We start from the raw sequence: 24164 nt of genomic DNA on the forward strand, positions 1-24164 counted from the left end.
CATGAAGAGTCTGCTCCTGCCGCTGGGTCTCCTGCCCCTGACCGCGCGTGCTGCCGAAGCCACTTCACCGGGGCTGGATGTGGGGGCCCAGCTCGGCCAGCTGCTGCTCGGCCTGTTGCTGGTGATCGCGCTGATTCTCGGTCTGGCCTGGCTGGTGCGCCGGGTACAGCAGCAGGGACCACGCGGCCAGCAGCTGATCAAGGTGATCTCCACCCAGCACCTGGGGCCGCGCGAGCGGCTGGTACTGGTGCAGGTCGGTCAGGAGCAGTTGCTGATCGGCGTCGCCGGGGGGCGCATCACGCCGTTGCACAGCCTGCGCGAGCCGGTGCGGCTCGGCGAGACGGAAGCGCCGGCCCCGGAATTCGCCCAGCGCCTGCTGGAGCTCATCAGCCGCGATCCCAAGGCGAAACCATGACCCCTTTGCGTCTACCGGCCGGCTTGGGACGTACCCTGGGCTGGTTGCTGGGACTGGCCGTGCTGCTGTTCGCGCCCCTGGCGCTGGCGCAGCAGGCCGGGCAGGCCAATCCGCTGTCGATTCCCGCCATCACCCTGAGTACCAATGGCGAGGGGCAGCAGGAGTATTCGGTCAGCCTGCAGATCCTGCTGATCATGACCGCGCTGAGCTTCATCCCGGCGTTCGTCATGCTGATGACCAGCTTTACCCGCATCGTCATCGTCTTCGCCATCCTGCGCCAGGCGCTGGGGCTGCAGACCACGCCGTCCAACCAGGTGCTGGTGGGCATGGCGCTGTTTCTCTCGCTGTTCATCATGGCGCCGGTGTTCGACCGTATCAACACCACCGCCGTGCAGCCCTATCTCAACGAGCAGCTCAGTGCCCAGGACGCCATCGCCCGGGCCCAGGTGCCGATGAAGGACTTCATGCTGGGACAGACCCGGCAATCGGACCTGGAGCTGTTCATGCGGCTGTCCAAGCGCACCGACATCCCCAGCGCCGATCAGGCACCGCTGTCGATCCTGGTGCCGGCCTTCGTCACCTCCGAACTCAAGACCGCCTTCCAGATCGGCTTCATGATCTTCATTCCCTTCCTGGTCATCGATCTGGTGATCGCCAGCGTGCTGATGGCCATGGGCATGATGATGCTGTCGCCGATGATCATTTCCCTGCCGTTCAAGCTGATGCTGTTCGTGCTGGTGGATGGCTGGGCACTGATCATGGGCACCCTGGCCAGCAGCTTCGGCACCGTCTAGCGGTGCCCCTTTGCGTGGAGAAGCGAAATGACCCCTGAAGTCGCCGTCGACCTGTTCCGCCAGGGTCTCTGGCTCACCGCGTTGCTGGTAACGGTGCTGGTGGTGCCGAGTCTGATCGTCGGTCTGATCGTGGCGGTCTTCCAGGCGGCGACCCAGATCAACGAACAGACCCTGAGCTTTCTGCCACGGCTGATCGTCACCCTGTTGACGCTGATCGTGCTGGGCCCCTGGATGGTCCGGCAGCTGATGGAATTCATCCAGACCTCGGTCGCCAACATCCCGCGGCTGATCGGCTAGGCCATGCTGGCCCTCAGCGACGCGCAGATCGGCGGCTGGGTCGGCAGCTTCCTGTTTCCGCTGTTCCGCATCGCCGCGCTATTGATGACCATGCCGATCATCGGCACCACCCTGGTCCCGGTGCGGGTGCGGATGTACCTGGCTCTGGCCTTGAGCCTGGTGCTGGTACCGACCCTGCCACCGATGCCTCAGGTGGACGCCATCAGTCCCCAGGCGCTGCCATTGATCGTCGAGCAGATCCTCATCGGCGCGGTGATGGGGTTCAGTCTGCAGCTGTTCTTCCATGTCTTCGTGGTGGCGGGGCAGATCATTTCCACTCAGGCGGGCCTGAGCTTCGCGTCCATGATCGATCCGGTCAACGGCGCCTCGGCCCCGGTCATGGGGCAGTTCTTCACCATGCTGGTGACGCTGCTGTTCCTGGCCATGAACGGTCATCTGGTGGTGTTCGAGATCCTCGCGGAAAGCTTCGTCACCCTGCCGGTGGGCGATACCCTGAGCGTCGAGCACTTCTGGCAGGTCGCCGGACGACTGGGCTGGGTCCTAGGCGCCGGCGTCCTGCTGGTGCTGCCGGCCATCACCGCGCTGCTGGTGGTCAATATCGCCTTTGGCATCATGACCCGCGCCGCACCGCAGCTGAACATCTTTTCCGTCGGCATGCCGCTGATCGTGGTGCTGGGCATGGTCATTGTCTGGCTCGGTACCGCCGATATCCTCTCTCACTATGAAAGTCTCGCCAGCGAGGCGCTGCGATGGCTGCGCGAACTCGCCCGAGCCCGCTAGGAGATACGCCACATGGCTGAATCCGATGGCGAAGACCGCACAGAAGACCCCACGGAGAAACGCAAGCGTGATTCCCGGGAGGAGGGTCAGCTCCCGCGATCACGCGAACTCGGTACGGTGGCGGTCATGCTCTCGGGAGTCGGCGGCCTGCTGATGTATGGCGCCTTTCTGGGCGGCAAGCTGCTGGAGGTGATGCGCAGCAACTTCTCACTGCGGCGCGAAGAGGTCATGGACGAGCGCTTCATGGGCACCTTCCTGCTGGCCTCGGGCAAGGCGGCGATGATCGGGATGCTGCCGATGATCGTCCTGGTGGTGATCGCCGCCATCATCGGTCATATCGCCCTGGGCGGCTTCCTGTTTTCCGGCAAGATGCTCGCGCCCAAGCCGAGCCGGATGAATCCCATGTCCGGCATCGCCCGGATGTTTTCCAAGAATTCCCTGGTGGAATTGCTCAAGGCCCTGGGCAAGTTCTTCATCATCCTCGGCGTGTCGGTACTGGTGCTGATGAGCGAGCGCACGGCGCTGTTGCAGATCGCCAAGCTGCCGACCGAGCAGGCGCTGCTGCACAGCATGCAGGTGGTGGGGCATGCCACCCTGCTGCTGGCCCTGGGATTGCTGATCATCGCCGCCGTGGACGTACCCTTTCAGATCTTCAGCAATCGCAAGAAGCTGATGATGACCAAGCAGGAGATCAAGGACGAGTACAAGGACAGCGAGGGCAAGCCGGAGGTCAAGGGCAAGATCCGCCAGATGCAGCGGGAGATGGCGCAGCGGCGGATGATGGCCGAGGTACCCAATGCCGATGTGGTCATCACCAACCCGACCCACTTCGCCGTGGCGCTCAAGTACGACGCGGCCAAGGGCGGGGCGCCCGTACTGGTGGCCAAGGGCAGCGACTTCACCGCGCTGAAGATCCGCGAGATCGCCCAGGAGCACCAGGTCTCGCTGCTGGAGTCGCCGGGACTGGCGCGGGCGGTGTATTTCTCAACCGAGGTGGATCAGGAGATCCCGGCCGGTCTCTACGTCGCCGTGGCTCAGGTCCTGGCCTATGTCTATCAGCTCCGGCAGTTCCGTGCGGGGCGCGGGCGCAAGCCCAAGCTGTCCGATCTGCCCATCCCGCCAGATTTGCGGCGGGATGAGGAGGGGAAGGCGCCTACTTGATGACGCCGCAGGCGACACGGGCGCCGCCACCGCCCAGGGGTTTGGGCTGGTCGGAGTAGTTGTCGCCACCGGCATGCACCATCAACGCATGCCCCTTGATCTCTTCCAGACGTTTCAGCCGCGGCGCCAGTACCGGCTGGGTGGCCTGGCCGTCGGCGGTCACATAGAGCGCCGGCAATTCGCCCAGGTGACCGTCGTCCGACCAGGGCGCGCTGTGCTTGCCGGTATTGCGTGGATCCAGGTGGCCGCCCGCGGCGCCCCCGGCGGTCAGGGTGCCGTTCACCTCGGCCGCGCCGCAGTTGGGCTTGGTATGGACATGGAAGCCGTGGATGCCGGGCTCCAGGCCCTTAAGGTCGGGGGTAAAGACCAGACCGTACTTGGAACGGGTCACCTGCACGCTGCCGACGCTTTCGCCTACACCGTCGGTGGTGACCTTGTTCACCGGGATCGTCAGGGATTCGGCCGCCTGGGCGGTACCGACCAGGCAGGTGGCCAACAGCGTCGCGGTCCAGATTTTCATGGTGATGTTCCTCGGATAGGCGCGCTAGCGCGGGTCCCTAGACAGACTCATGGCCTGTGCCCGCGGTTCAGCCAGCGGCTCAGGCGATCCGTAACCAGTCCTGTATCACCCGCGGGAAAACCTCGCTGATTCAAGGTCTTGAGCAGTTGGCCCGGAGCTTGCTCAAGCCCCTGCGAACAGTGCGCTGCGTCAACTTTCCGTGACGCCGGCACCGGCAAGCGAGGAATGGGTGTGAAAGTCGACAAATCCCTGATGATGGGCAACATGCGTGGTCTGGCGCGCGGCAACCTGGGCGTGCCGCTGGCCGTCTTGGCGATGCTCGCCATGATGACCCTGCCGATGCCGCCGTTCCTGCTGGACGTGCTGTTCACCTTCAACATCGCCCTGTCGATCGTGGTCCTGCTCGTCAGCGTCTATGCCCTACGACCGCTGGATTTCGCGGTCTTCCCGACCATTCTGCTGGTTTCGACCCTGCTGCGTCTGGCGCTGAACGTGGCCTCGAGCCGCGTGGTGCTGCTGCATGGCCAGGACGGCCACGACGCCGCGGGCAAGGTCATCCAGGCCTTCGGCGAGGTGGTGGTCGGCGGTAACTACGTGGTCGGTGCGGTGGTGTTCGCCATCCTCATGATCATCAACTTCGTGGTGGTGACCAAGGGTGCCGGCCGCATCTCCGAGGTGTCGGCGCGCTTCACCCTCGACGCCATGCCCGGCAAGCAGATGGCCATCGACGCCGACCTCAATGCCGGCATCATCGACCAGGCCGAAGCCAAGAAGCGCCGGACCGAAGTGGGCCAGGAAGCCGACTTCTACGGCTCCATGGACGGTGCCAGCAAGTTCGTCCGCGGTGACGCCGTCGCCGGCCTGCTGATCCTCTTCATCAACCTCATCGGCGGCATGGCCATCGGCATGGCCCAGCACGGTCTGCCGTTCGGCGAAGCGGCGCGCATCTACGCCCTGCTGACCATCGGTGACGGTCTGGTCGCCCAGGTTCCCTCGCTGCTGCTGTCGGTCGCTGCCGCCATCATGGTGACCCGGGTGTCCTCGTCGGAAGACATGGGCCAGCAGGTCAATCGTCAGATGTTCGCCTCGCCCAAGGCGCTGGCGGTCTCAGCCTTCATCATCATCGCCATGGGCCTGGTTCCGGGCATGCCGCACCTGCCGTTCCTCGGCCTGGGCGGCGCCGCCGCCGCCGGTGCCTGGCTGATCCACAAGCGCCAGCGTCAGGCCAAGCAGACCGCCGAGGTCGAAGCCAAGAAGCAACAGGACCTGGCCCCCGTGCAGCGCCCGGCCGAGGCCAAGGAGCTGGGCTGGGACGACGTGACCCCGGTGGACATGGTCGGTCTGGAAGTCGGCTACCGCCTGATCCCCATGGTCGATCGCAACCAGGGTGGCCAGCTGCTGGCGCGGATCAAGGGCGTGCGCAAGAAGCTGTCCCAGGACCTCGGTTTCCTCATGCCTTCGGTGCACATCCGCGACAACCTGGACCTGCTGCCCAACGCCTATCGTCTGACTCTTATGGGGGTGAGCGTGGCCGAAGCCGAGATCTATCCCGATCGCGAGCTGGCCATCAACCCCGGCCAGGTCTATGGCACCCTCAATGGCGTCGCCGCCAAGGATCCGGCATTCGGTCTGGAGGCCGTCTGGATCGACGTCACCCAGCGCGACCAGGCCCAGTCCCTCGGTTACACCGTGGTCGACGCCAGTACCGTGGTCGCCACCCACCTCAACCAGGTGCTCTTCAAGCACGCCCACGAGCTGATCGGCCACGAGGAAGTCCAGCAATTGCTGCAGGTGCTGGCCAAGAGCTCGCCCAAGCTGGCCGAAGAACTGGTGCCCGGCATCGTCTCCCTGTCGACCCTGCTCAAGATCCTCCAGCAGCTGTTGCAGGAGCAGGTACCGGTCCGTGACATCCGTACCATCGCCGAAGCCATCGCCAATGTCGGGCCGCGGAGTCAAGATCCCGCCGCCATCGCCGGTGCCGTGCGCGTCGCGCTGTCCCGCGCAATCGTCCAGAACATCGTAGGAATGGAGCCTGAGCTGCCTGTTATCACCCTTGAGCCAAGGTTGGAACAGATGTTGCTAAGTAGTATGCAGAAGGCCGGTCAAGGCGCCGAGGACGGCATGTTCCTCGAACCTGGCATGGCCGAAAAACTGCAGCGTTCCCTCGTCGAGGCGGCGCAGCGTCAGGAAATGATGGGTAAGCCAGTGGTGCTGCTGGTAGCCGGTGCGATCCGCGGGATGATGTCCCGCTTCGCCCGGATGGCGGCACCGAACATGAGTGTGCTGGCCTACCAGGAAATTCCGGACAACAAGCAGGTCACCATCGTCGCTACCGTTGGCCAGAATGGCTGAGGTCTAGATCATGCAAGTCAAACGTTTCTTCGCCGCCGATATGCGTCAAGCCATGAAGCTGGTACGCGACGAGCTGGGCCCGGACGCTGCCATCCTCAGCAACCGCCGGGTCGCCGGCGGGGTCGAGCTGACCGCGGCGCTGGACTACCAGGCTCCGGCACCGGCCGCGCCCAACGCGGAGCTGCAGGCGGAGTTGCGCAAGACCCATGCGAAGATCGCCCAGGCCCATGCCGACCTCAGTATCCGTGCGCCGGGCGTCCCCTCGGCCGCGCCGAAGGACAAGCAGTTGCTCGGCGCCATCAGCGCCGCCGACAGCCGCCGCGAGCCGGTGATCGCGCCGCCGCGCGCCCCCCAGCCGGCTGCCGCCGCGCCTGCCGCCAGTGCCGCGCCGGAAGACCGGCGTGCCCTGGAAGCCATGCGCAGCGAGCTCAGCGGCCTGCGTGAACTGCTGGAAGTCCAGCTCGGCTCCATGGCCTGGACCCAGGTGCAGTCCACCCGTCCGCAGCAGGCTGGCCTCTGGCGTCGCCTGCAGCGCATGGGCCTGCCGGCCGATCTGGCCCGGCACCTGCTCGACAGCGTGGCCAAGATCCAGGATCCGCGCCATGCCTGGCGCATGCTGCTGGCCAACTTCGCCCAGCTGGCCAAGACCACCGACGCCAAGATCCTGGAGGAGGGCGGTGTCGTCGCCTTCGTCGGTCCGGCCGGCATGGGCAAGACCACCACCCTGGCCAAGCTCGCCGCCAATTACGTGCTCAAGTACGGCCCCCAGAGCCTGGCGCTGGTCAGCATGGACAGCTTCCGCATCGGTGCCCAGGAGCAGATCAAGACCCTGGGCCGCATCCTCGACGTGCCCGTCACCCTGGTCGATCCTGGCCAGTCCCTGGCACAGGCCCTGGCCCCCCTGGCGCGCAAGCGCCTGGTGCTGATCGACACCGCGGGCATGCCCGCCAACGATCCGGCGCTCAAGGCGCAGCTCGAAGCCCTGGCCAACCGCCAGCTGAAGATTCGTAACTACCTGGTGCTGGGCGTCACCAGCCAGAGCCAGGTGCTCAAGGCGGCCTACCACAGCTATCGGCGCTGCGGCCTGAGCGGCTGCGTGCTGACCAAGCTGGACGAAGCCGCCAGCCTCGGCGAAGCCCTGGGCCTGGCCATCAGCCAGCGCCTGCCGGTGGCCTACATCGCCGACGGCCCGCGCATCCCGGACGACCTGCATCCGGCGCGCAGCCACCAGTTGGTAAGCCGCGCCGTGAGCCTGCAGGCACCTGAGGAGCCGAGCGAAGAAACCATGGCTGGCATGCTGGCCGGCCTGTATCAGAGCAATGCCCGCCGCGCCGGTTAGCGCAGACGAACGGTAGTGGTGCATCGCATGCCTGGGCACGCCAAATGCACTTGGTCTAAAGTGTGACGGATTTCAATCAAAGGTATCAGGCAATGGGTAGCATGCATCCCGTCCAAGTCATAGCGGTCACGGGCGGTAAAGGCGGTGTCGGCAAGACCAACGTGTCGGTCAACCTGGCCTTGGCCCTGGCCGATATCGGGCGGCGCGTCATGCTGCTCGACGCCGACTTGGGCCTTGCCAACATCGACGTTCTGCTCGGCCTGTCGCCCAAGCGCACCCTGGCCGACGTCATCTCCGGCGAGTGCGAGCTGCGCGACGTGCTGCTGCAAGGCCCGGGCGGCATCCGCATCGTCCCGGCGGCCTCGGGCACCCAGGCGATGGTCAATCTGACGCCGGCCCAGCACGCGGGCCTGATCCAGGCCTTCAGCGACATTAGCGAGAACCTCGACGTGCTCATCGTCGATACCGCTGCCGGCATCGGCGATCAGGTGGTCAGCTTCGTTCGCGCCGCCCAGGAAGTCCTGGTGGTGGTGTGCGACGAACCCACCTCCATCACCGACGCCTACGCCCTGATCAAGCTGCTCAATCGCGACCATGGCGTCACCCGGTTCCGGGTTCTGGCGAACATGGCGCTGACGCCCCAGGAAGGTCGCAATCTCTTTGCTAAGCTGACCAAGGTGACCGACAGATTCCTGGATGTCGCCCTGCAATACGTGGGCGCCATTCCGTTCGATGAGGCGGTGCGCAAAGCCGTGCAGAAGCAGCGCCCCGTGTTTGAAGCCTTTCCGCGTGCGAAGGCCTCGCTGGCCTTTCGTGCGGTGGCCCAGAAAGTCGATGGCTGGCCGCTGCCGGCCAATCCGCGCGGCCATCTCGAGTTCTTTGTCGAGCGCCTTGTGCAACCAGCCATCGGTACCCACGCATGACAGCATCCAGCGGGCTTCGCATGTACAGCAAAACCTCGGAACGTACCCAGCAGGAGCAACTCATCAACCGCTATGCGCCGTTGGTGAAACGCATCGCCTACCACCTCCTGGCGCGTCTGCCGGCCAGCGTGCAGGTCGAAGACCTGATGCAGGCCGGCATGATCGGGCTGCTGGAGGCCTCGCGCAAATATGACGCCGGCAAGGGCGCCAGCTTCGAGACCTACGCCGGCATCCGCATCCGCGGCGCCATGCTCGACGAGGTGCGCAAGGGTGACTGGGCGCCGCGCTCGGTGCATCGCAATACGCGTATGGTCACCGACGCCATTCGCGCCGTGGAGGCACGGACGGGTCGCGACGCTAAAGATTCCGAGGTCGCGGCCGAACTTAAATTGAGTCTGGATGAGTACTACGGCATCCTTGGCGACACCATGGGGAGTCGCCTGTTCAGTTTCGACGACCTCATGGAGGGTGGTGAGCATGGGCTCGAGGAGAGCGGTTCGCATGAACTCGAACCCGGTCGCGGTCTGGAAGATCAGCGCTTCCGCAAGGCCCTGGCCGACGCCATCGCCAATCTTCCGGAGCGTGAACGTCTGGTGCTCTCGCTGTATTACGACGAGGAACTCAACCTCAAGGAAATCGGCGAGGTGCTGGGCGTGAGCGAGTCACGCGTCTGCCAGCTTCACAGTCAATGCGCGGCACGCCTGCGGGCGCGGCTGGCGGAATGGCGTTCGCGTTAACCGGCTGGTACTCAGGCTACTACGATTGCTTAGACGCGCCTCATGGCGTGTGTGCGGATTAGGACGGAGGTCGACTTGGACAAGAACATGAAAATCCTCATCGTGGACGATTTTTCCACGATGAGACGCATCATCAAGAATTTGCTGCGCGATCTGGGATTCACCAATACCGCCGAAGCAGACGACGGCAACACCGCACTGCCGATGTTGCAGAGCGGCAACTTCGATTTTCTCGTCACCGACTGGAACATGCCTGGCATGACCGGCATCGACCTGCTGCGTCAGGTCCGCGCCGACGCGCGGCTGAAAACCCTGCCGGTGCTGATGGTGACCGCCGAAGCCAAGCGCGAGCAGATCATCGAGGCCGCTCAGGCCGGCGTGAACGGCTATGTGGTCAAGCCTTTCACCGCCCAGGTGCTGAAAGAAAAGATCGACAAGATCTTCGAGCGGGTGAACGGCTGAAGAAAGCCGCGGGGACGTTATGGATCAGCTTGGCTCCAACAGCTTCAGCGACTTCGAGTCGAATCTCAAACAGCACGCCCAAGAGTTGGTGAAATGCCTGGAAAGCGGCGATTTCACCCAGGCCGTGCATGTCATCAACGAGCTCAATCAACTGCGTGACCGGGGGCTCTATCAGGAAGTCGGCAAGCTGACCCGCGAGCTGCACAACGCCATCGTCAACTTCGAGATCGATCCGCGCGGCATGGCCGGCGAAGAGGTCTCCCAGATCAGCGATGCCACCGATCGTCTCTCCTACGTGGTGAAGATGACCGAGAACGCCGCCAACCGGACCATGGATCTGGTGGAGGAGAGTGCCCCGCTGGTAGGTAACTTCGGTGACGAAGCCCGTGCCGTGCATGCCGACTGGAAGAAGTTCATGCGCCGGGAAATGGGCGCGGACGAATTCCGCGAGTTGGCCAAGCGCGTCGATGCCTTTCTCAGCCACAGCGAGAGCAGCGCCGAACAACTGTCGTCCAAGCTCAACGACATCCTCCTGGCGCAGGATTACCAGGACCTCACCGGTCAGGTGATCAAACGCGTGGTCAACCTCGTCGGGCAGATCGAGAAAGACCTCGTCAAGCTGGTGATGATGGCCAGCCAGGTCGATCGCTATACCGGCTTCAGTCACGATCACACCGCGCTGATCGAACAGAATCGAAAAGAAAAGACGATGAAGGGTGAAGGTCCGCAGATTCATGCCGATAAGCGTGAAGACGTCGTGGCCGCTCAGGTCGACGTCGACGATCTTCTATCCAGTCTGGGCTTCTGACCCAGACCCTCTTGGGGAGTGCAGGAATGAGCTTCGACGCCGATGAAGAAATCCTCCAGGATTTCCTGGTAGAGGCCGGCGAGATTCTCGAACAGTTGTCCGAACAATTGGTCGAGCTGGAAAGCCGCCCGGATGACATGGATCTGCTGAACGCCATTTTCCGTGGCTTCCATACCGTAAAGGGCGGTGCCGGTTTCCTGCAGCTCCATACCCTGGTCGAGTGCTGCCATATCGCGGAAAACGTATTCGACATCCTGCGCAAGGGCGAACGCCGCGTGGATGCCGAGCTGATGGATGTGGTGCTGCAGGCACTGGATTCCGTCAACGAGATGTTCGGTCAAGTCCGTGAACGCGAAGAGCCGACCCCGGCCTCGCCTGAATTGCTGGCGGCCCTGGCCCGCCTGGCCGAGCCCGCTGGCAGCGAGCCGGCGCCGGTCCCGGCTGCGCCCGTGGCTGCCACCCCGGTCGTGGCCGCCGCGCCGACCGCCCCGGCGGCCGCCGAGCCGGAGCTGAGCGATGCCGATTTCCAGAATCTGCTCGATGCCCTGGGCAGCGAGCCGAGCGCGGCAGCGGCAACGCCTGCGGCCGCCAGTGGCGACGACATCACCGATGACGAATTCGAGGCCCTGCTCGATCAGTTGCATGGCAAGGGCAAGTTCAACGAGGCACCGGCCGCCGCGCCGGTTGTCGCTGCGGCTCCTGCCTTGGCTGCGGCTGGTGGCGACGACATCACCGACGACGAGTTCGAGGCTCTGCTCGACGAATTGCACGGCAAGGGCAAGTTCGTCGCGGACGAGGCCGCGGCACCGGTTGCAGCAGCGCCTGCTGCGGCGGCTCCAGCCGCCGCGACGGGTGGTGACGAGATCACCGACGACGAATTCGAATCCCTGCTCGATGAATTGCACGGCAAGGGCAAGTTCAGTGGTCCTGCGGTAGCCGCCGAGTCCGTGGCTGCGCCCGTTGCGGCAGCGCCGGCGCCCGTCGCCGCGCCTCAGCCTGCGCCGGCACCCGCACCGAAGCCGACGCCGGTCGCCGAGGCCGCGGCGCCCAAGCCTGCGGTGGCGGCAGCGCCTGCCGAGCGTCCCACCAGCGAGGCGGAGACCACCGTGCGGGTCGATACCGCGCGCCTGGACGAGATCATGAACATGGTCGGTGAACTGGTGCTGGTGCGTAACCGCCTGGTCCGCCTGGGCCTGAACAGCGGCGATGAGGCCATGGCCAAGGCCGTGTCCAACCTCGACGTGGTTACCGCCGACCTGCAGACCTCGGTCATGAAGACCCGGATGCAGCCGATCAAGAAGGTCTTCGGCCGTTTCCCGCGCCTGGTCCGCGATCTGGCGCGCAGTCTGAAGAAAGAGATCAACCTGGAGCTGGTGGGCGAAGAAACCGACCTGGACAAGAACCTGGTCGAGGCCCTGGCCGATCCGCTGGTGCACCTGGTGCGCAACGCGGTCGACCACGGCATCGAAGGCCCTGCCGAGCGAGAAGAGAACGGCAAGTCCCGCGCCGGACGGGTGGTGCTCTCCGCCGAGCAGGAAGGCGACCACATCCTCCTGTCGATCTCCGACGACGGCAAGGGCATGGACGCGGATCTGCTGCGCAACAAGGCAGTGGAGAAGGGCCTGCTCGACCGCGACGCGGCCGATCGTCTGACCGAGACCGAGTGCTTCAACCTGATCTTCGCTCCAGGTTTCTCCACCAAGGCAGAGATCTCCGACATCTCCGGCCGCGGCGTGGGCATGGACGTGGTCAAGACCAAGATCAGCCAGCTCAACGGTACCCTGAACGTCTACTCGACCAAGGGCCAGGGCTCCAAGATCGTCATCAAGGTGCCCCTGACCCTGGCGATCATGCCGACGCTGATGGTGATGCTGGGCAACCAGGCCTTCGCCTTCCCGCTGGTCAACGTCAACGAGATCTTCCACCTCGACCTGTCCCGCACCAACGTGGTGGACGGCCAGGAAGTGGTGGTGGTACGCGACAAGGCGCTGCCGCTGTTCTACCTCAAGCGCTGGCTGGTGCCCAATGCGGCCCATGTCGAGCAGGGGGAAGGGCATGTGGTGATCCTCTCGGTGGGCACTCAGCGCATCGGCTTCGTGGTCGATCAGCTGGTGGGCCAGGAAGAGGTGGTCATCAAGCCCCTCGGCAAGATGCTGCAGGGCACGCCCGGCATGTCCGGGGCGACCATCACCGGCGACGGGCGCATCGCGCTCATCCTCGATGTGCCCAGCATGCTCAAGCGCTACGCCCGTCGCGGGCTCTGAGTCGGCCAGGTACGAGCGGCGTCGGGCCCGTACCCGGCGCCATCGGGTGGCCTGCGCCGCCCCAGGTTAGGAGTTTCAACGTATGCCGGTAAAAGTACTGGTGGTGGACGATTCCGGCTTCTTCCGGCGTCGGCTCAAGGAAATCCTGGCGGCCGATCCCAACATCTCGGTGGTGGGCACGGCCAGCAACGGGCGCGAAGGGGTCGACCAGGCCCTGGCGCTGCGACCCGATGTCATCACCATGGACTACGAGATGCCGATGATGGACGGCATCACCGCGGTCCGCCACATCATGCAGAAGTGCCCGACCCCGGTGCTGATGTTCTCCTCGCTCACCCATGAAGGCGCCCGGGTCACCCTGGATGCCCTGGATGCCGGCGCGGTGGACTACCTGCCGAAGAATTTCGAGGACATCTCGCGCAATCCGGCCAGCGTGCAAAAGCTGCTGTGCGAGAAGATCCACCATATCGCCCGCTCCAACCGGCGCTTCGCCGTGGCCCCCAGCGTCGCCCCGGCGGCGCCCGCCAGTGCCTCGGCCGCGCCTGCTGCAGCCCGCCCGGCACCACGTCCGGCGGCGCCCAGCGGCGCCCAGTCCGCGCATGCGCCCGTGGCCCCGGCTTCGCCGCCGCCCAAGCGCAAGCACTATCGCCTGGTGGCGATCGGCACCTCCACCGGTGGCCCGGTGGCCCTGCAGCGGGTGCTCACCCAGCTGCCAGCCAATTTCCCGGCGCCGCTGGTGCTGATCCAACACATGCCCGCGGCCTTCACCAAGGCCTTCGCCGAGCGTTTGGACAAGCTCTGCCGCATCAGCGTCAAGGAAGCCGAGGATGGCGACCAGTTGCGTCCGGGGCTGGCCTTGCTGGCACCCGGCGGCAAGCAGATGATGGTGGACGGTCGCGGGATGGTGAAGATCCTGCCCGGCGACGAGCGCCTCAACTACAAGCCTTGCGTCGACGTGACTTTTGGCTCCGCGGCCAAGGCCTATGCCGACAAGGTGCTGGCAGTGGTCCTGACCGGCATGGGCGCCGACGGTCGCGAAGGCGCGCGGATGCTCAAGCAGGTCGGCAGCCAGGTATGGGCCCAGGACGAAGCCAGTTGCGTCATCTACGGCATGCCCATGGCCATCGCCAAGGCCAATCTGGCCGATGCCATCTATGGCCTGGACGACATCGGCAGACACCTGACCGAGGCCTGTTCGTGACGCCAGACGTTCACCGGCCGGAAGGGCATTGAGCGTGGACGTGCTCAGTCTCATCGGCATCCTGCTGGCCTTTACCGCCATCATGGGTGGCAACCTGCTGGAGGGCGGTTCCTTTACCGCCCTGGCCAATGGACCGGCCGCGCTGATCGTGGTCGGCGGCACCCTGGGCGCCGTCCTGCTGCAGACCCGCCTGCCGGTGCTGCGCCGCGCCCTGACCATGCTGGCCTGGGTGTTCGTGCCGCCACGGCTGGACCTCGTCGGCGGCATCCGCAAGGTGGTCAACTGGAGCAACGTGGCGCGCAAGGAAGGCCTGCTGGGCCTCGAACCCCTGGTCGCCCGCGAAGCCGATCCCTATGCCGCCAAAGGCCTGCAGTTGCTGGTGGACGGCACCGAACCGGAAGCCCTGCGCAGCATTCTCGAAGTGGACCTCTACGGCCAGGAAGACCGTGACATCGCCGCCGCCAAGGTCTACGAGGCCATGGGGGGCTATGCGCCCACGGTGGGCATCATCGGTGCGGTGATGGGCCTGATCCACGTCATGCAGAATCTGGCCGATCCCTCGCAACTGGGCAGCGGCATCGCCGTGGCCTTCGTCGCCACCATCTATGGCGTCGGCTTCGCCAACCTGCTGTTGCTGCCCGTCGGCAACAAGCTTAAGGCGCTGGCTCAGCAACAGTCCCGCTATCGGGAAATGTTGCTGGAAGGCCTGATGTCCATTGGCGAGGGCGAGAATCCCCGCTCCATCGAAATGAAGCTGCAAGGTTTTCTGGACTAGGAGGACGCCGCATGCCTCGTCGTCGTCGCCGTCCCGAAGAACACGAGAACCACGAACGCTGGCTGGTCTCCTACGCCGACTTCATCACCCTGCTGTTCGCTTTCTTCGTGGTCATGTATTCCATCTCCTCGCTGAATGAGAGCAAGTACAAGGTGCTCTCGGACAGCCTCTCGGGCATCTTCAGCCAGCCAGAGCGCTCGCTCAAACCCATCCCCCTCGGCGACCAGCGTCCGGCGGGCGTGACGCCGACGGTGATGGATGCGAGCGCCGCTCAACCGGCCAAGGGCACCCCCAGCGATCCGCTGCAGCAGATCGCCGACAGCGTGCGAGCCACCTTCGGCGATCTCATCGCCGGTGACCAGCTGAACATCAAGGCCAGTGAAATGTGGCTGGAAATCGAGCTCAGCTCCAATCTGCTCTTCGCCAGTGGCGATTCGCTGCCGAGCAATCCCGCCTTCGGTCTCATGGAGAAGGTGGCCAAGATTCTGGCGCCGTTCAAGAATCCGATCCAGGTACAGGGCTACACGGACGACCGCCCCATCAGCACAGCGCTGTACCCCACTAATTGGGAACTGTCGGCGGCCCGAGCCGCCAGTATCGTGCGGCTGCTGATCGGCAATGGCATCGCCCCGCAACGCTTGGCCGTGGTGGGCTATGGCGCCTATCAGCCGGTGGTCGACAACACCAGTGACGTCAATCGAGCCCGTAATCGGCGGGTCGTCCTGCTGATCTCGCGCAATCTCGACCTGTTCCGGCCGCAGAGCACCTTGCAAAATTCGTCGACTGGCACACAATCTGCAGCATCGCCTGGAGAACCGGCGCCCAAGGTGGCGCCTGTCAAATCTTCGTCGCCGGCTGCTGAGCCGGCACCTTGACCCGGCTGGTCGTGTCGTCGGGAGGAAGTCTGCACATGAGAGTCTGGGCTGTCGCCAATCAGAAGGGTGGGGTGGGCAAGACCACCACCACCGTTGCCCTCGCCGGGTTGCTCGGCGATGAGGGCAAGCGCGTCCTGTTGGTGGATCTCGATCCCCACGGTTCCCTGACCAGTTATTTCGGTCAGGATCCGGACAGTCTCGAACACAGCGCGTTCGACTTGTTCCAGCACGGTGGCCAGGTGCCGGAAGGCCTGCCGAAGCGGCTGCTGCTGCCCACCAGCCATCCACAGCTGTCGATGCTGCCGTCCAGCACCGCGCTGGCTACCCTGGAACGTCAGTCGCCGGGTCAGAGCGGCCTGGGCCTGGTGATCTCTAAGAGCCTGGCTCAGCTGTGGAACGACTTCGATCATGTGTTGATCGACAGTCCGCCGCTGCTCGGCGTACTCATGGTCAATGCCCTGGCGGCCAGCCAGCATCTGGTGATTCCCACCCAGACCGAATTCCTCGCGCTCAAGGGGCTCGAACGCATGGTCAACACCCTGACCATGATCAACCGCTCGCGCAAGCAGGCACTGCCCTACACCATAGTGCCGACCCTGTTCGACCGCCGGACCCAGGCTTCCATCGGTACCCTCAAGGTCTTGCGCAACACCTATCCGGCCCAGCTGTGGCAGGCCTTCATTCCCATCGATACCCGGTTGCGCGATGCCAGTCGCTCCGGCCAGGTGCCATCGCGCTACGAGGCCAACAGCCGCGGCGTCATCGCCTACCGGGCGTTGCTGCGGCATCTGCTCGAAGGCGCGCCCAGCAGCCAGGTGGCCTGATTCAAGTTTTCCACCCCTCCGGCCGATAGGCTGGACAACTCACCCACGTAGAACGCCATGAGCCAACCGACGTCCCTCGACAATCGTCCTCAGCGTGTCCTCCAGGGCTATCTCGATGCCCTGTTGCTGGATGCGTTCCTGGAACTGCCCACCGCCGAGGCCACCCCAGTGGAGGCTCCCGTGGTGGCTGCGGCCGCGCCGATCGTCAGCGTGAGCGAAGACGAATTCGCCGCTGCGGTGCGTGAGGAGCTCGAACGGGATGCCGCGTGGCAGCCCCGAGTCGTGCCGCTGGCCACCCGCCGTGCCGGGATCGCCCCGCCCGAGGTGCTGCTGCCTGAGCCCCAGGCGCTGCTGGCGCCGGAAACCGACATCGAGCTGGACTGGCGCGTCCCCGAACTGACGCCAGTCGCCGAGCCGGTGCGTCCGGTGGTGGAGGGCATTGCCGTGGGGACTCCGGCGGTGCAGCCGGTAGTGGCGGCTGGCGTACCGCCCAGCGCCGTATATCTGGAAGGTCGACCCGAGTGGGGTGAAGAGCCCTTCGAATGCCTGCTGTTCGACGTCGCCGGCCTGACCCTGGCCGCTCCCCTGGTCTGCCTGGGCTCCATCTATCCGCTCGCCGCCGAAGAGTTGACGCCGCTGTTCGGTCAGCCAGACTGGTTTCTGGGCCTGCTACCCTGCCAGGCTGGTAACCTGCGCGTGCTCGACGCCGCACGTTGGGTAATGCCCGAACGCTATCGTGACGACTATCGCGAAGGGCTGAAATTCGTGATATCGCTGCAAGGCCTGGATTGGGGGCTGGCCGTGCATGGCGTCAGCCATTCGGTACGGCTGGATCCTGCCGAGGTCAAATGGCGGAATCAGCGGGCCACTCGCCCGTGGCTGGCCGGTACGGTGATCGATCAGATGTGTGCGCTGCTGGATGTGGCGGCGCTCGCTGAACAGGTGGTGGGTGGCCGTCGCTAGGGCTGCTCGCTGCAACTAACCAGCGGGTTCGCCCGCTTCGCCGCACGTGCGGTATTTGACGAGGCTAGGGAACATGAAAAAAACGTCCGCACAGGGTTCCGAAGATCCGGTCCTGCAATGGGTCACCTTCCGCCTGGATAACGAGACCTATGGCATCAACGTGATGCAGGTCCAGGAAGTCCTGCGCTACACCGAAATCGCTCCGGTCCCCGGTGCGCCGAGCTACGTGCTGGGCATCATCAACCTGCGCGGCAACGTGGTGACGGTGATCGACACCCGTCAGCGCTTCGGTCTGTTGCCCACCGAAGTGACCGACAACACCCGTATCGTCATTATCGAGGCCGACAAGCAGGTCGTCGGTATCCTGGTCGACAGCGTGGCCGAGGTGGTCTACCTGCGGCAGTCGGAGATCGAGACCGCGCCCAACGTTGGCAATGACGAATCCGCCAAGTTCATCCAGGGCGTGTGCAACAAGAACGGCGAGCTGCTGATCCTGGTCGAGCTCGACAAGCTGATGACCGAAGAAGAGTGGTCGGAGCTGGAAAGCATCTGATGCTCGTCGGGCTGATCCTGCTCAGCGTCGCCCTGGGGCTGGCCTGTGCCGGCCTCGGTGGCTGCTGCTGGCTGCTCTGGCAACGCCAGCAGCAGCAGGCGGCCAAGCTGGCCGAGCGGGAGGCCCTGGTCGACAAGCGCATGCAGATCCTGCTCAAGCGTCTAGAAACCTACCAGGCCGGGCAGGTGCGCATGGGTGAGCAGGTGCAGGGGCTGGCCAAGGTGGTGGCACCCTTGCCCGATCGGTTGACCCAGATCGAGCAGAGCGACCCCACCAGTCTGTCGTTTTCCCAGGCCGCGCGTCTGGTTGGACTGGGCGCCAGCGCTGATGATCTCACCCAGGCCTGCGGCCTGTCCCAGGCCGAAGCCGAGCTGGTGGCCCGTTTGCATCGGCAGCGCCAGCAGCGTTCCGGCTGACCGCCGCCGCCGCAGGATCGCCGCCTTAGCTGACTATCCAGTGATAGAGCGCGATCACCACCAGCACCGCCAGCACCGGCTTGGCGACGCGATAGGCCTTGGGGTGGCGCCGCTTGAATTTCTTCACACCGCCGCCGATACGATCCCCGAATCTCTTGCTGAAGGCATAGGCCTGGTTGATGCCGCCGACGCGTTCGCCTTCGACATTCTGCGGCGCCGTGGCGCTGCCCAGGAAGCGGCTGACCGCCTGGTTGACGCGGGTCAGCAGACGATTGCGCAGAGGGCGCTCCACGTCGCAGAAGAGGATGACCCGGGTCTGGTCGGTCTCGTTCTTGACCCAATGCACATAGGTCTCGTCGAACATCACGTCCTCGCCGTCACGCCAGGCATAGGGCTCGCCGTCGACATAGATGCGGCAGGCGTCCGAGTTGGGCGTGGCCAGACCCAGGTGGTAACGCAGCGAGCCGCCGAAGGGATCGCGATGGGGATTCAGATGACTGCCGCCCGGCAGCAGGGCGAACATGGCGCCCTTGACGTTGGGAATCTGCCGCACCAGTTCGACGGTGCGCGGGCAGAGGGTCTGGGCGGAGGGCAGCGGTTCGCCGTACCAAGTCAGGTAAAAGCGCTTCCAGCCCTTCTTGAAGAAGGAACCGAAGCCGGCGTCATTGTCCTTTTCCGCGGCGCGGATATAGCCCTCGTCGAACAGCCGTAGGGCTTCGACGCGAATCTCCTGCCAGTTGTCCTTGAGCACGTCCAGCTCGGGAAAGCGGCTGCGATCCAGGTAGGGTTTGGAGGGCACGCTGGAGAACAGGTACATCAAGGCGTTGTAGGGCGCGAACACCGCGGAGTGGTTGACCAGTTGGCGCAGGAAGGGCAGGCGAGCGCGTCCGCGAAGATGGACGAAGAGCACGCTGGCGACGAAGAGCAGGACGATCGCGAAGGTAATCATGGGCGAATGGTGATCGGCAGCGCCCGAACCAGGGGCGGATAGGTAATGACTGCATTATTTCACCCCAGAGAAAGGCTTGCACTCGCTTCGTCGGCTGCGCAGGATGGACACCCTGGCGCGCGGCCGCTTCCGAGCCGCGCCCCCTTGGATGATCTAGACGAGTCGTATCGATGAGCATGTCCCTACGCGACCAACTGCTGAAAGCCGGCTTGGTCAATGAAAAGCAGGCCAAGCAGGCCGTCAAGCAAAAGCAGAAGCAGACCCGCATGGAGCATCGTGGGCAGACGGAAAAGGACCGCTCCCAAGAGCTGGCCGTCCAGCAGGCCCAGGCGGAAAAACTGGCCAAGGACCAGGAACTCAACCGTGCCCAGGAAGAGAAGAAGAAGCGCAAGGCCGAGCAGGCGCAGATCAAGCAGCTGATCGAGACCAGCCGCCTGCCCAAGCTGAGCACCGAGGACTACTACAACTTCGTCGATGACAAGAAGGTCAAGCGCCTGTCGGTCAACGTCATGATGAGGGACAAGCTCAGCAAGGGCAGCCTGGCCATCGTGCGCTACGAAGGCCGCTACGAGGTGGTGCCGCGGGCTACCGCCGAACGCATCCAGGAACGCGATCCCAAGCGCGTGGTGCTGCTCAACGTGCAGAGCGGCGAGCCGGATCCGGACGATCCCTACGCGGCCTATCAGGTGCCGGACGACCTGATGTGGTAAGGCGGCGGGTCAGGCGTTCTGTCTGACCAGCATATAGATGCGATAGACGGCGATGCTGGGGATCAGCTGCAGAAAGCCCGACAGGGTTTGCAGCATGATCTCCGGCACCGCGGCCTCGGCGAACTGCCGGGTGATCCAGGCGTCGAGCAGCCAGGCCGGCAGCACCGTAGCCAGGATGCAGGCCAGCAGGGTGAAGAAGTGCCCGCGGCTCAGACGCAGACTGCCGCGCAGGGCGTCCAGCGGTGCCCGTCCTTCAAGGACCAGCAGATTCTCGGCGAAGGCCAGCTTGGCCATGATCAGGAAGCCCGGCACGATCAACAGCGAAAAGCCCAGCATCACCAGCCCCGAGGTCAGGGCCGCGAGGAGGGCGAAGCGTGGCCAGAGCAGCAGGGCGGCGCCCCAGGCGCCGCTCAGACGCGGTGTGGTGCCCTGGGTGCGTGCTTCCAGAAAGATCAGCAGCGCGGCGGTGTACAGCGGATAGCAGAGCAGGCTGACCAGCATGTCCCACAGCCCGCCGTCGACGCCGAAGCGTTCCAGCACCTGATAGCGCAACAGGGCTTCGAGCAGCAGCCAGGGCAGGGTCAGGACAGCCAGGGGCCGCAGATTGCGAGCAAAGAAAGACAGCGAGTCGCGCAGGATATCGACAGGGTTCATGCAGCTCTTCCAGACGGGCAGGAGGGCAGTCTAGCAGGGCGACCCGGTCGCCCGCAGGCGTTCGAGCATGGCCGTGCTGGAGGTGACGGTGGCGTATTCGCCGTGCAGATTGGCCATGGCCATCGCATGGACTTCTTCGGCACTGCGCGGCTGCCCGGCGAAGTCGCGCTTGGCGAAGGTGTAGCAGGCATCTTCGGCGACCCAGGTGGTGAAATCCAGATTGCCGGCGCTGCGCGCCGTGGCCTCCACCGAATTCTCGCTGGCTACGCCGCAGATCAGCAGCGACGCGATGCCGCGCTGGTGCAGCCAGCGCTCCAGACCGCTGTTGGCGAAGGCGTCGGGGACCTGCTTGTCGAACACTGGCTCGCCGGGCAGGGGCGCCAGAGCTGGCTGGAATTCCACCCCGGGCTGGCCCGGCCAGAACACCGAACTCGGACTACGCGACAGGTGCCGGACATGCAGCAGGGGCGCTCGGGCCTGACGCCAGGCCGCCAGCAGATCGGCCATGCGCCGTTCGGCTTCGGGATGGTTGCGCGGCCCCAGGTGCTGGGCGCGGATCCCCTGTTGCTGGTCGATCAGGATGAGCAGGGGCGGCATGGGAGGCCTCGCTGACAAAGGCTCAGATTCCCGCAGCCCTGGCCGGTTGTCCAGTCATGGATGCCCACCCGGAACTACCCATTAGGGCGGCTCTTCAGATGGAAAGGGCATCCACGGGTCACTGGCTGAACCCCTGCTGAATGCCTTGTGGACTCAACTTGAAAAGCGACCACTGCGCCTTTATCTGGCATAACGGCGCACAACCTTGCGCCTTTCGACATCCAGGCCGTTCCCAGGGGAAGGCCACCAGTAGACCGTCTGCGGGAGGGTCATCATGCAACGCGAAGAAAGCCAGCTGATCGAAGGTCTGTTCGACCGTCTCAAGACCACGGAAGCCCAGACGGCGCCCCGTGACCGGGAAGCCGAGGCATTGATCCAGCAGCGCCTGCGCGAGCAGCCCGCAGCGCCCTATTACATGGCCCAGGCGATGCTGATCCAGGAGGCCGCCATCAAGCGCCTGGACCAGCGCGTCAAGGAACTGGAAAGCCAGATGGCCCAGGTCCAGCAGAATCGTCCAAGCAGCGGCGGCTTTCTCTCCAGCCTGTTCGGCGGCGGTAGCAATCAGCCCGCGGGTGGTCAGGCACCGGTCAATGCCGCGCCGTCGCGGGGCTGGAACGATCCTGGTCCGGCCGCCTCACGTCCTGGCACTCCGGGCTATGCCCAGCCCAACCCCGGCTATGGCCAGCCTGCCCCGGGCTATGGCGCGCCCCAGGCGGCGCCCTCGCGCATGGGCGGCTTCATGGGCGGCGCGCTGCAGACCGCGGCCGGGGTCGCCGGTGGCGTGCTGGCGGCCCAGGCCATCTCGGGTCTGTTCCATCATTCGCAGCCGGAGGAGATCGTCAACGTCATCAACGAGACCCCAGCCGCCGATCAGGGCCTGGCCGATGCCGGCGCCCAGGGTGGCTGGTCGGACAACGCCAGCTACGACAACGGTGGTGGTTTCCAGGATGCCGGCTACCAGGATAACGGCGGCTTCCAGGATGCGGCCGACTATGGCGATACCGGCGGCGGTTTCCTCGACGACAGTGGCGACGACGATTCCTTCATCTAGCCTGTCGTGTCGAGCCAGCCCTGGTGCCATGAGGCCCCAGGGCTTCTTTGTCGGCGCTTTCAGCTGGAGGCAAGCGGCAGCGGGCGTTCGAAGGGTGTCGACAGCACCACCACGGTACGGCTCATGCCGAATTGGGTGAGGGTATCGATGAGGGCCTCAAGTTCGCTCATGTCGCGCACGGCGGCGCGTAGCATCAGACAGTCCTCGCCGGTGACCCGGTGGCAGGCGAGAAGCTGGGGGAGGGCTTCCAGTTTCTTCAACAACGGTCCCTGGCTGGTGCTGTGCAGACGCAGGGAGATCAGGCATTCAGTGCCGTAGCCCAGGGCGCGGCGATCGATGCGGGCGCCATAGCCGGTGATGATGCCGGCGTCCTCGAGTTTGGCGATGCGCTCGGCGATGGCCGGCGCGGAAAGACCCAGCCGGCGACTCAGGTCGGCGTAGCTGGCGCGCCCCTCTACCAGCAGCAGGTCGATGAGGCGGCGATCAATATGGTCCATTTCCGTTTCCTGCCTTCGAATCGAAGGTCACTGTCCTTAAAGTCTGCTGAATCAAAGGCTGGTTAGGCCCTTTCTGTCTCGACTGTATCTTAGCCGTCCGGTCGTGCGCTCCTACAATGTCAGCCTGACCCATCAGGAATCTCTCGCGCATGGATACCTCCGCCTCGCCCTGCCTCGCGCCGCGCCTACCCACCTGGCTGCCCTTGCTGGCGGCCTTTTTCGCGCTCTATGTGGTCTGGGGTTCCACCTATTTGGTGATCCGCATCGGCGTGGCCCACTGGCCGCCGCTGCTGATGGCGGGGCTGAGGTTCCTGATCGCGGGGAGTCTGCTGCTGGGCTGGCTGCGCCTGCGCGGTGTGCCCTGGCCCAGGGCGCGTGAGACTGCGGCGGCCGCGGTGATCGGCATCCTGCTGCTGGGCGTGGGCAACGGCGGCGTGACCCTGGCCGAGCACTGGGGCGTGACCTCCGGTATTGCCGCGCTGTCGATCGCCACGGTCCCACTGTTCACCCTGCTGTTCGGCCTGCTCTGGGGGCAGCGCAATACCCTGCTGGAGTGGGCCGGTATTGCTCTGGGCCTGGTGGGGATCGCCTTGCTCAACCTGGGCGATACCATGAGCGCCACGCCGCTGGGGGCCGCGGTAATCCTGCTCGCGGCGGCGGCCTGGGCCTTCGGCTCCATCTGGAGTCGCTATCTGCCGTTGCCACGCGGGGCCATGGCCAGCGCGGTGGAGATGCTGGTGGCCGGTGCGGTGCTGCTCGGCGCCAGCTACCTTAGCGGCGAGCGCCTGCAGCACTGGCCGGCTCTGGGCGGCTGGCTGGCGCTGGGCTATCTGGTGGTGTTCGGTTCGCTGATCGCCTTCAGCGCCTATCTCTATCTGCTGGGGCGGGTACGTCCGGCCGCCGCCACCAGCTACGCCTACGTCAATCCGGTGGTAGCGGTGCTGCTGGGCACCCTGTTCGCCGGTGAGCGGATCGGTCCGGCGGAAATGCTGGCCATGCTGGTCATCGTCGGCGCGGTGGTGCTGATCGGGCTGCCGCAGTGGCGACGGCGCTGAGAGCCTGATCAAAGTCTGCTGCGCGTCGGCCAAACTGCGTTGAAAAGGCCTGGAAGGCCAGCCCCGTCGGAATGCTCATTTACCGCTCGTAAACTCCGCTTCCTCAGCCATTTTCGCCTTGCTTGGCTCTAGCTCGCGAGACGTTGAACAGGCTCAGAGGGCAGGCTAGGCTGGCGCGTCATCCCAGCGGAG

General features: G+C 65.0%; 27 protein-coding genes. 22 read left to right on the forward strand and 5 right to left on the reverse strand.

Annotated elements, in window-relative coordinates; translation table 11 throughout:
• The first annotated feature begins 1 nt into the window (after position 1).
• The 5 genes from fliO to flhB are packed head-to-tail and all read left to right on the forward strand — an operon-like array spanning position 2 to position 3447.
• The gene (gene fliO, locus BMZ43_RS15530) at positions 2–415 is read left to right on the forward strand and encodes a flagellar biosynthetic protein FliO (protein ID WP_064308325.1); all 414 of its coding nucleotides are present in this window, start codon (positions 2–4) and stop codon (positions 413–415) included.
• Positions 412–1209, forward strand: a complete 798-nt coding sequence (gene fliP / locus BMZ43_RS15535) for a flagellar type III secretion system pore protein FliP (RefSeq protein ID WP_093254838.1) — start codon at positions 412–414, stop codon at positions 1207–1209. The genes fliO and fliP overlap by 4 nt, the downstream gene beginning before the upstream one ends.
• A 27-nt stretch (positions 1210–1236) precedes the next feature.
• The gene (gene fliQ, locus BMZ43_RS15540; protein WP_093254840.1) at positions 1237–1506 is read left to right on the forward strand and encodes a flagellar biosynthesis protein FliQ; all 270 of its coding nucleotides are present in this window, start codon (positions 1237–1239) and stop codon (positions 1504–1506) included.
• Between the two features lie 3 nt (positions 1507–1509).
• Entirely contained in the window at positions 1510–2286 is a 777-nt protein-coding gene (gene fliR, locus BMZ43_RS15545; RefSeq protein ID WP_017642082.1) for a flagellar biosynthetic protein FliR, read from the forward strand.
• 12 nt (positions 2287–2298) lie between these two features.
• Positions 2299–3447: a flagellar biosynthesis protein FlhB gene (gene flhB, locus BMZ43_RS15550; RefSeq protein WP_064308324.1), complete on the forward strand. Its 1149-nt coding sequence runs from the start codon at positions 2299–2301 to the stop codon at positions 3445–3447.
• Here flhB and sodC read toward each other — a convergent pair.
• Positions 3440–3967, reverse strand: coding sequence for a superoxide dismutase family protein (sodC, locus tag BMZ43_RS15555; RefSeq protein WP_017642084.1), 528 nt, complete (start codon positions 3965–3967; stop codon positions 3440–3442). The two genes, flhB and sodC, sit on opposite strands and share 8 nt — an antisense overlap.
• Positions 3968–4192: 225 nt before the next feature.
• Here sodC and flhA point away from each other — a divergent pair, with 225 nt between their 5' ends.
• The 14 genes from flhA (at position 4193) to BMZ43_RS15625 (ending at position 18459) form a co-directional block, all read left to right on the forward strand.
• A complete protein-coding gene (flhA, locus tag BMZ43_RS15560; protein ID WP_037064353.1) occupies positions 4193–6319 on the forward strand; it encodes a flagellar biosynthesis protein FlhA in 2127 nt (708 codons plus the stop codon).
• A gap of 10 nt (positions 6320–6329) precedes the next feature.
• Positions 6330–7658 (forward strand): flagellar biosynthesis GTPase FlhF, encoded by a 1329-nt coding sequence (flhF, locus tag BMZ43_RS15565; RefSeq protein WP_064308323.1) that lies wholly within the window; start codon positions 6330–6332, stop codon positions 7656–7658.
• A gap of 92 nt (positions 7659–7750) precedes the next feature.
• Positions 7751–8581, forward strand: coding sequence for a flagellar synthesis regulator FleN (gene fleN / locus BMZ43_RS15570; protein ID WP_093254842.1), 831 nt, complete (start codon positions 7751–7753; stop codon positions 8579–8581).
• Positions 8578–9318, forward strand: a complete 741-nt coding sequence (fliA, locus tag BMZ43_RS15575; protein ID WP_026083964.1) for an RNA polymerase sigma factor FliA — start codon at positions 8578–8580, stop codon at positions 9316–9318. Before fleN ends, fliA begins: the two co-directional genes overlap by 4 nt.
• A gap of 87 nt (positions 9319–9405) precedes the next feature.
• A complete protein-coding gene (locus tag BMZ43_RS15580; protein ID WP_169853335.1) occupies positions 9406–9780 on the forward strand; it encodes a chemotaxis response regulator CheY in 375 nt (124 codons plus the stop codon).
• A gap of 19 nt (positions 9781–9799) precedes the next feature.
• Positions 9800–10588 carry a protein phosphatase CheZ gene (locus BMZ43_RS15585; protein WP_093254844.1) on the forward strand — a complete coding sequence of 263 codons (789 nt, stop codon included), beginning with the start codon at positions 9800–9802 and terminating at the stop codon, positions 10586–10588.
• Between the two features lie 26 nt (positions 10589–10614).
• On the forward strand, positions 10615–12852 hold the full coding sequence (locus BMZ43_RS15590; protein WP_093254846.1) for a chemotaxis protein CheA: 2238 nt from the start codon (positions 10615–10617) through the stop codon (positions 12850–12852).
• 82 nt (positions 12853–12934) lie between these two features.
• A complete protein-coding gene (locus tag BMZ43_RS15595; RefSeq protein ID WP_093254848.1) occupies positions 12935–14053 on the forward strand; it encodes a protein-glutamate methylesterase/protein-glutamine glutaminase in 1119 nt (372 codons plus the stop codon).
• A gap of 34 nt (positions 14054–14087) precedes the next feature.
• Positions 14088–14828, forward strand: coding sequence for a flagellar motor protein (locus BMZ43_RS15600; protein WP_026083965.1), 741 nt, complete (start codon positions 14088–14090; stop codon positions 14826–14828).
• Positions 14829–14839: 11 nt separating this feature from the next.
• Positions 14840–15703, forward strand: coding sequence for a flagellar motor protein MotD (gene motD / locus BMZ43_RS15605; RefSeq protein ID WP_093254850.1), 864 nt, complete (start codon positions 14840–14842; stop codon positions 15701–15703).
• Between the two features lie 35 nt (positions 15704–15738).
• Entirely contained in the window at positions 15739–16527 is a 789-nt protein-coding gene (locus BMZ43_RS15610) for a ParA family protein (RefSeq protein WP_017642094.1), read from the forward strand.
• 57 nt (positions 16528–16584) lie between these two features.
• Entirely contained in the window at positions 16585–17490 is a 906-nt protein-coding gene (locus BMZ43_RS15615) for a chemotaxis protein CheW (protein ID WP_017642095.1), read from the forward strand.
• A 73-nt stretch (positions 17491–17563) separates the two neighbouring features.
• Positions 17564–18043: a chemotaxis protein CheW gene (locus BMZ43_RS15620; protein WP_007160357.1), complete on the forward strand. Its 480-nt coding sequence runs from the start codon at positions 17564–17566 to the stop codon at positions 18041–18043.
• Positions 18043–18459 carry a DUF2802 domain-containing protein gene (locus BMZ43_RS15625; protein ID WP_007160356.1) on the forward strand — a complete coding sequence of 139 codons (417 nt, stop codon included), beginning with the start codon at positions 18043–18045 and terminating at the stop codon, positions 18457–18459. The genes BMZ43_RS15620 and BMZ43_RS15625 overlap by 1 nt, the downstream gene beginning before the upstream one ends.
• A gap of 25 nt (positions 18460–18484) precedes the next feature.
• Here the strand turns inward: BMZ43_RS15625 and BMZ43_RS15630 are convergent, their stop codons facing one another.
• Entirely contained in the window at positions 18485–19408 is a 924-nt protein-coding gene (locus BMZ43_RS15630) for an aspartyl/asparaginyl beta-hydroxylase domain-containing protein (RefSeq protein WP_017642096.1), read from the reverse strand.
• Positions 19409–19578: 170 nt separating this feature from the next.
• On the opposite strand from BMZ43_RS15630, the gene BMZ43_RS15635 reads away from it, so the two are divergent.
• Positions 19579–20118 (forward strand): DUF2058 domain-containing protein, encoded by a 540-nt coding sequence (locus BMZ43_RS15635; protein WP_017642097.1) that lies wholly within the window; start codon positions 19579–19581, stop codon positions 20116–20118.
• A 9-nt stretch (positions 20119–20127) separates the two neighbouring features.
• On the opposite strand, the gene BMZ43_RS15640 is transcribed toward BMZ43_RS15635, so the two are convergent.
• Entirely contained in the window at positions 20128–20772 is a 645-nt protein-coding gene (locus BMZ43_RS15640) for a YciC family protein (RefSeq protein WP_093254852.1), read from the reverse strand.
• Positions 20773–20802: 30 nt separating this feature from the next.
• On the reverse strand, positions 20803–21369 hold the full coding sequence (locus tag BMZ43_RS15645) for a cysteine hydrolase family protein (RefSeq protein ID WP_093254853.1): 567 nt from the start codon (positions 21367–21369) through the stop codon (positions 20803–20805).
• A gap of 274 nt (positions 21370–21643) precedes the next feature.
• On the opposite strand from BMZ43_RS15645, the gene BMZ43_RS15650 reads away from it, so the two are divergent.
• The gene (locus tag BMZ43_RS15650; protein WP_017642100.1) at positions 21644–22420 is read left to right on the forward strand and encodes a DUF2076 domain-containing protein; all 777 of its coding nucleotides are present in this window, start codon (positions 21644–21646) and stop codon (positions 22418–22420) included.
• A gap of 59 nt (positions 22421–22479) precedes the next feature.
• On the opposite strand, the gene BMZ43_RS15655 is transcribed toward BMZ43_RS15650, so the two are convergent.
• On the reverse strand, positions 22480–22917 hold the full coding sequence (locus tag BMZ43_RS15655; RefSeq protein ID WP_017642101.1) for an Lrp/AsnC family transcriptional regulator: 438 nt from the start codon (positions 22915–22917) through the stop codon (positions 22480–22482).
• A gap of 149 nt (positions 22918–23066) precedes the next feature.
• Between BMZ43_RS15655 and yedA the strand changes: the two genes are divergently transcribed.
• Positions 23067–23972, forward strand: a complete 906-nt coding sequence (gene yedA / locus BMZ43_RS15660) for a drug/metabolite exporter YedA (protein WP_017642102.1) — start codon at positions 23067–23069, stop codon at positions 23970–23972.
• Positions 23973–24164 lie beyond the last annotated feature (192 nt).

The sequence above is a fragment of the Pseudomonas sp. Snoq117.2 genome, assembly GCF_900110545.1.
In the GTDB taxonomy this organism is placed as follows: domain Bacteria; phylum Pseudomonadota; class Gammaproteobacteria; order Pseudomonadales; family Pseudomonadaceae; genus Chryseomonas; species Chryseomonas benzopyrenica.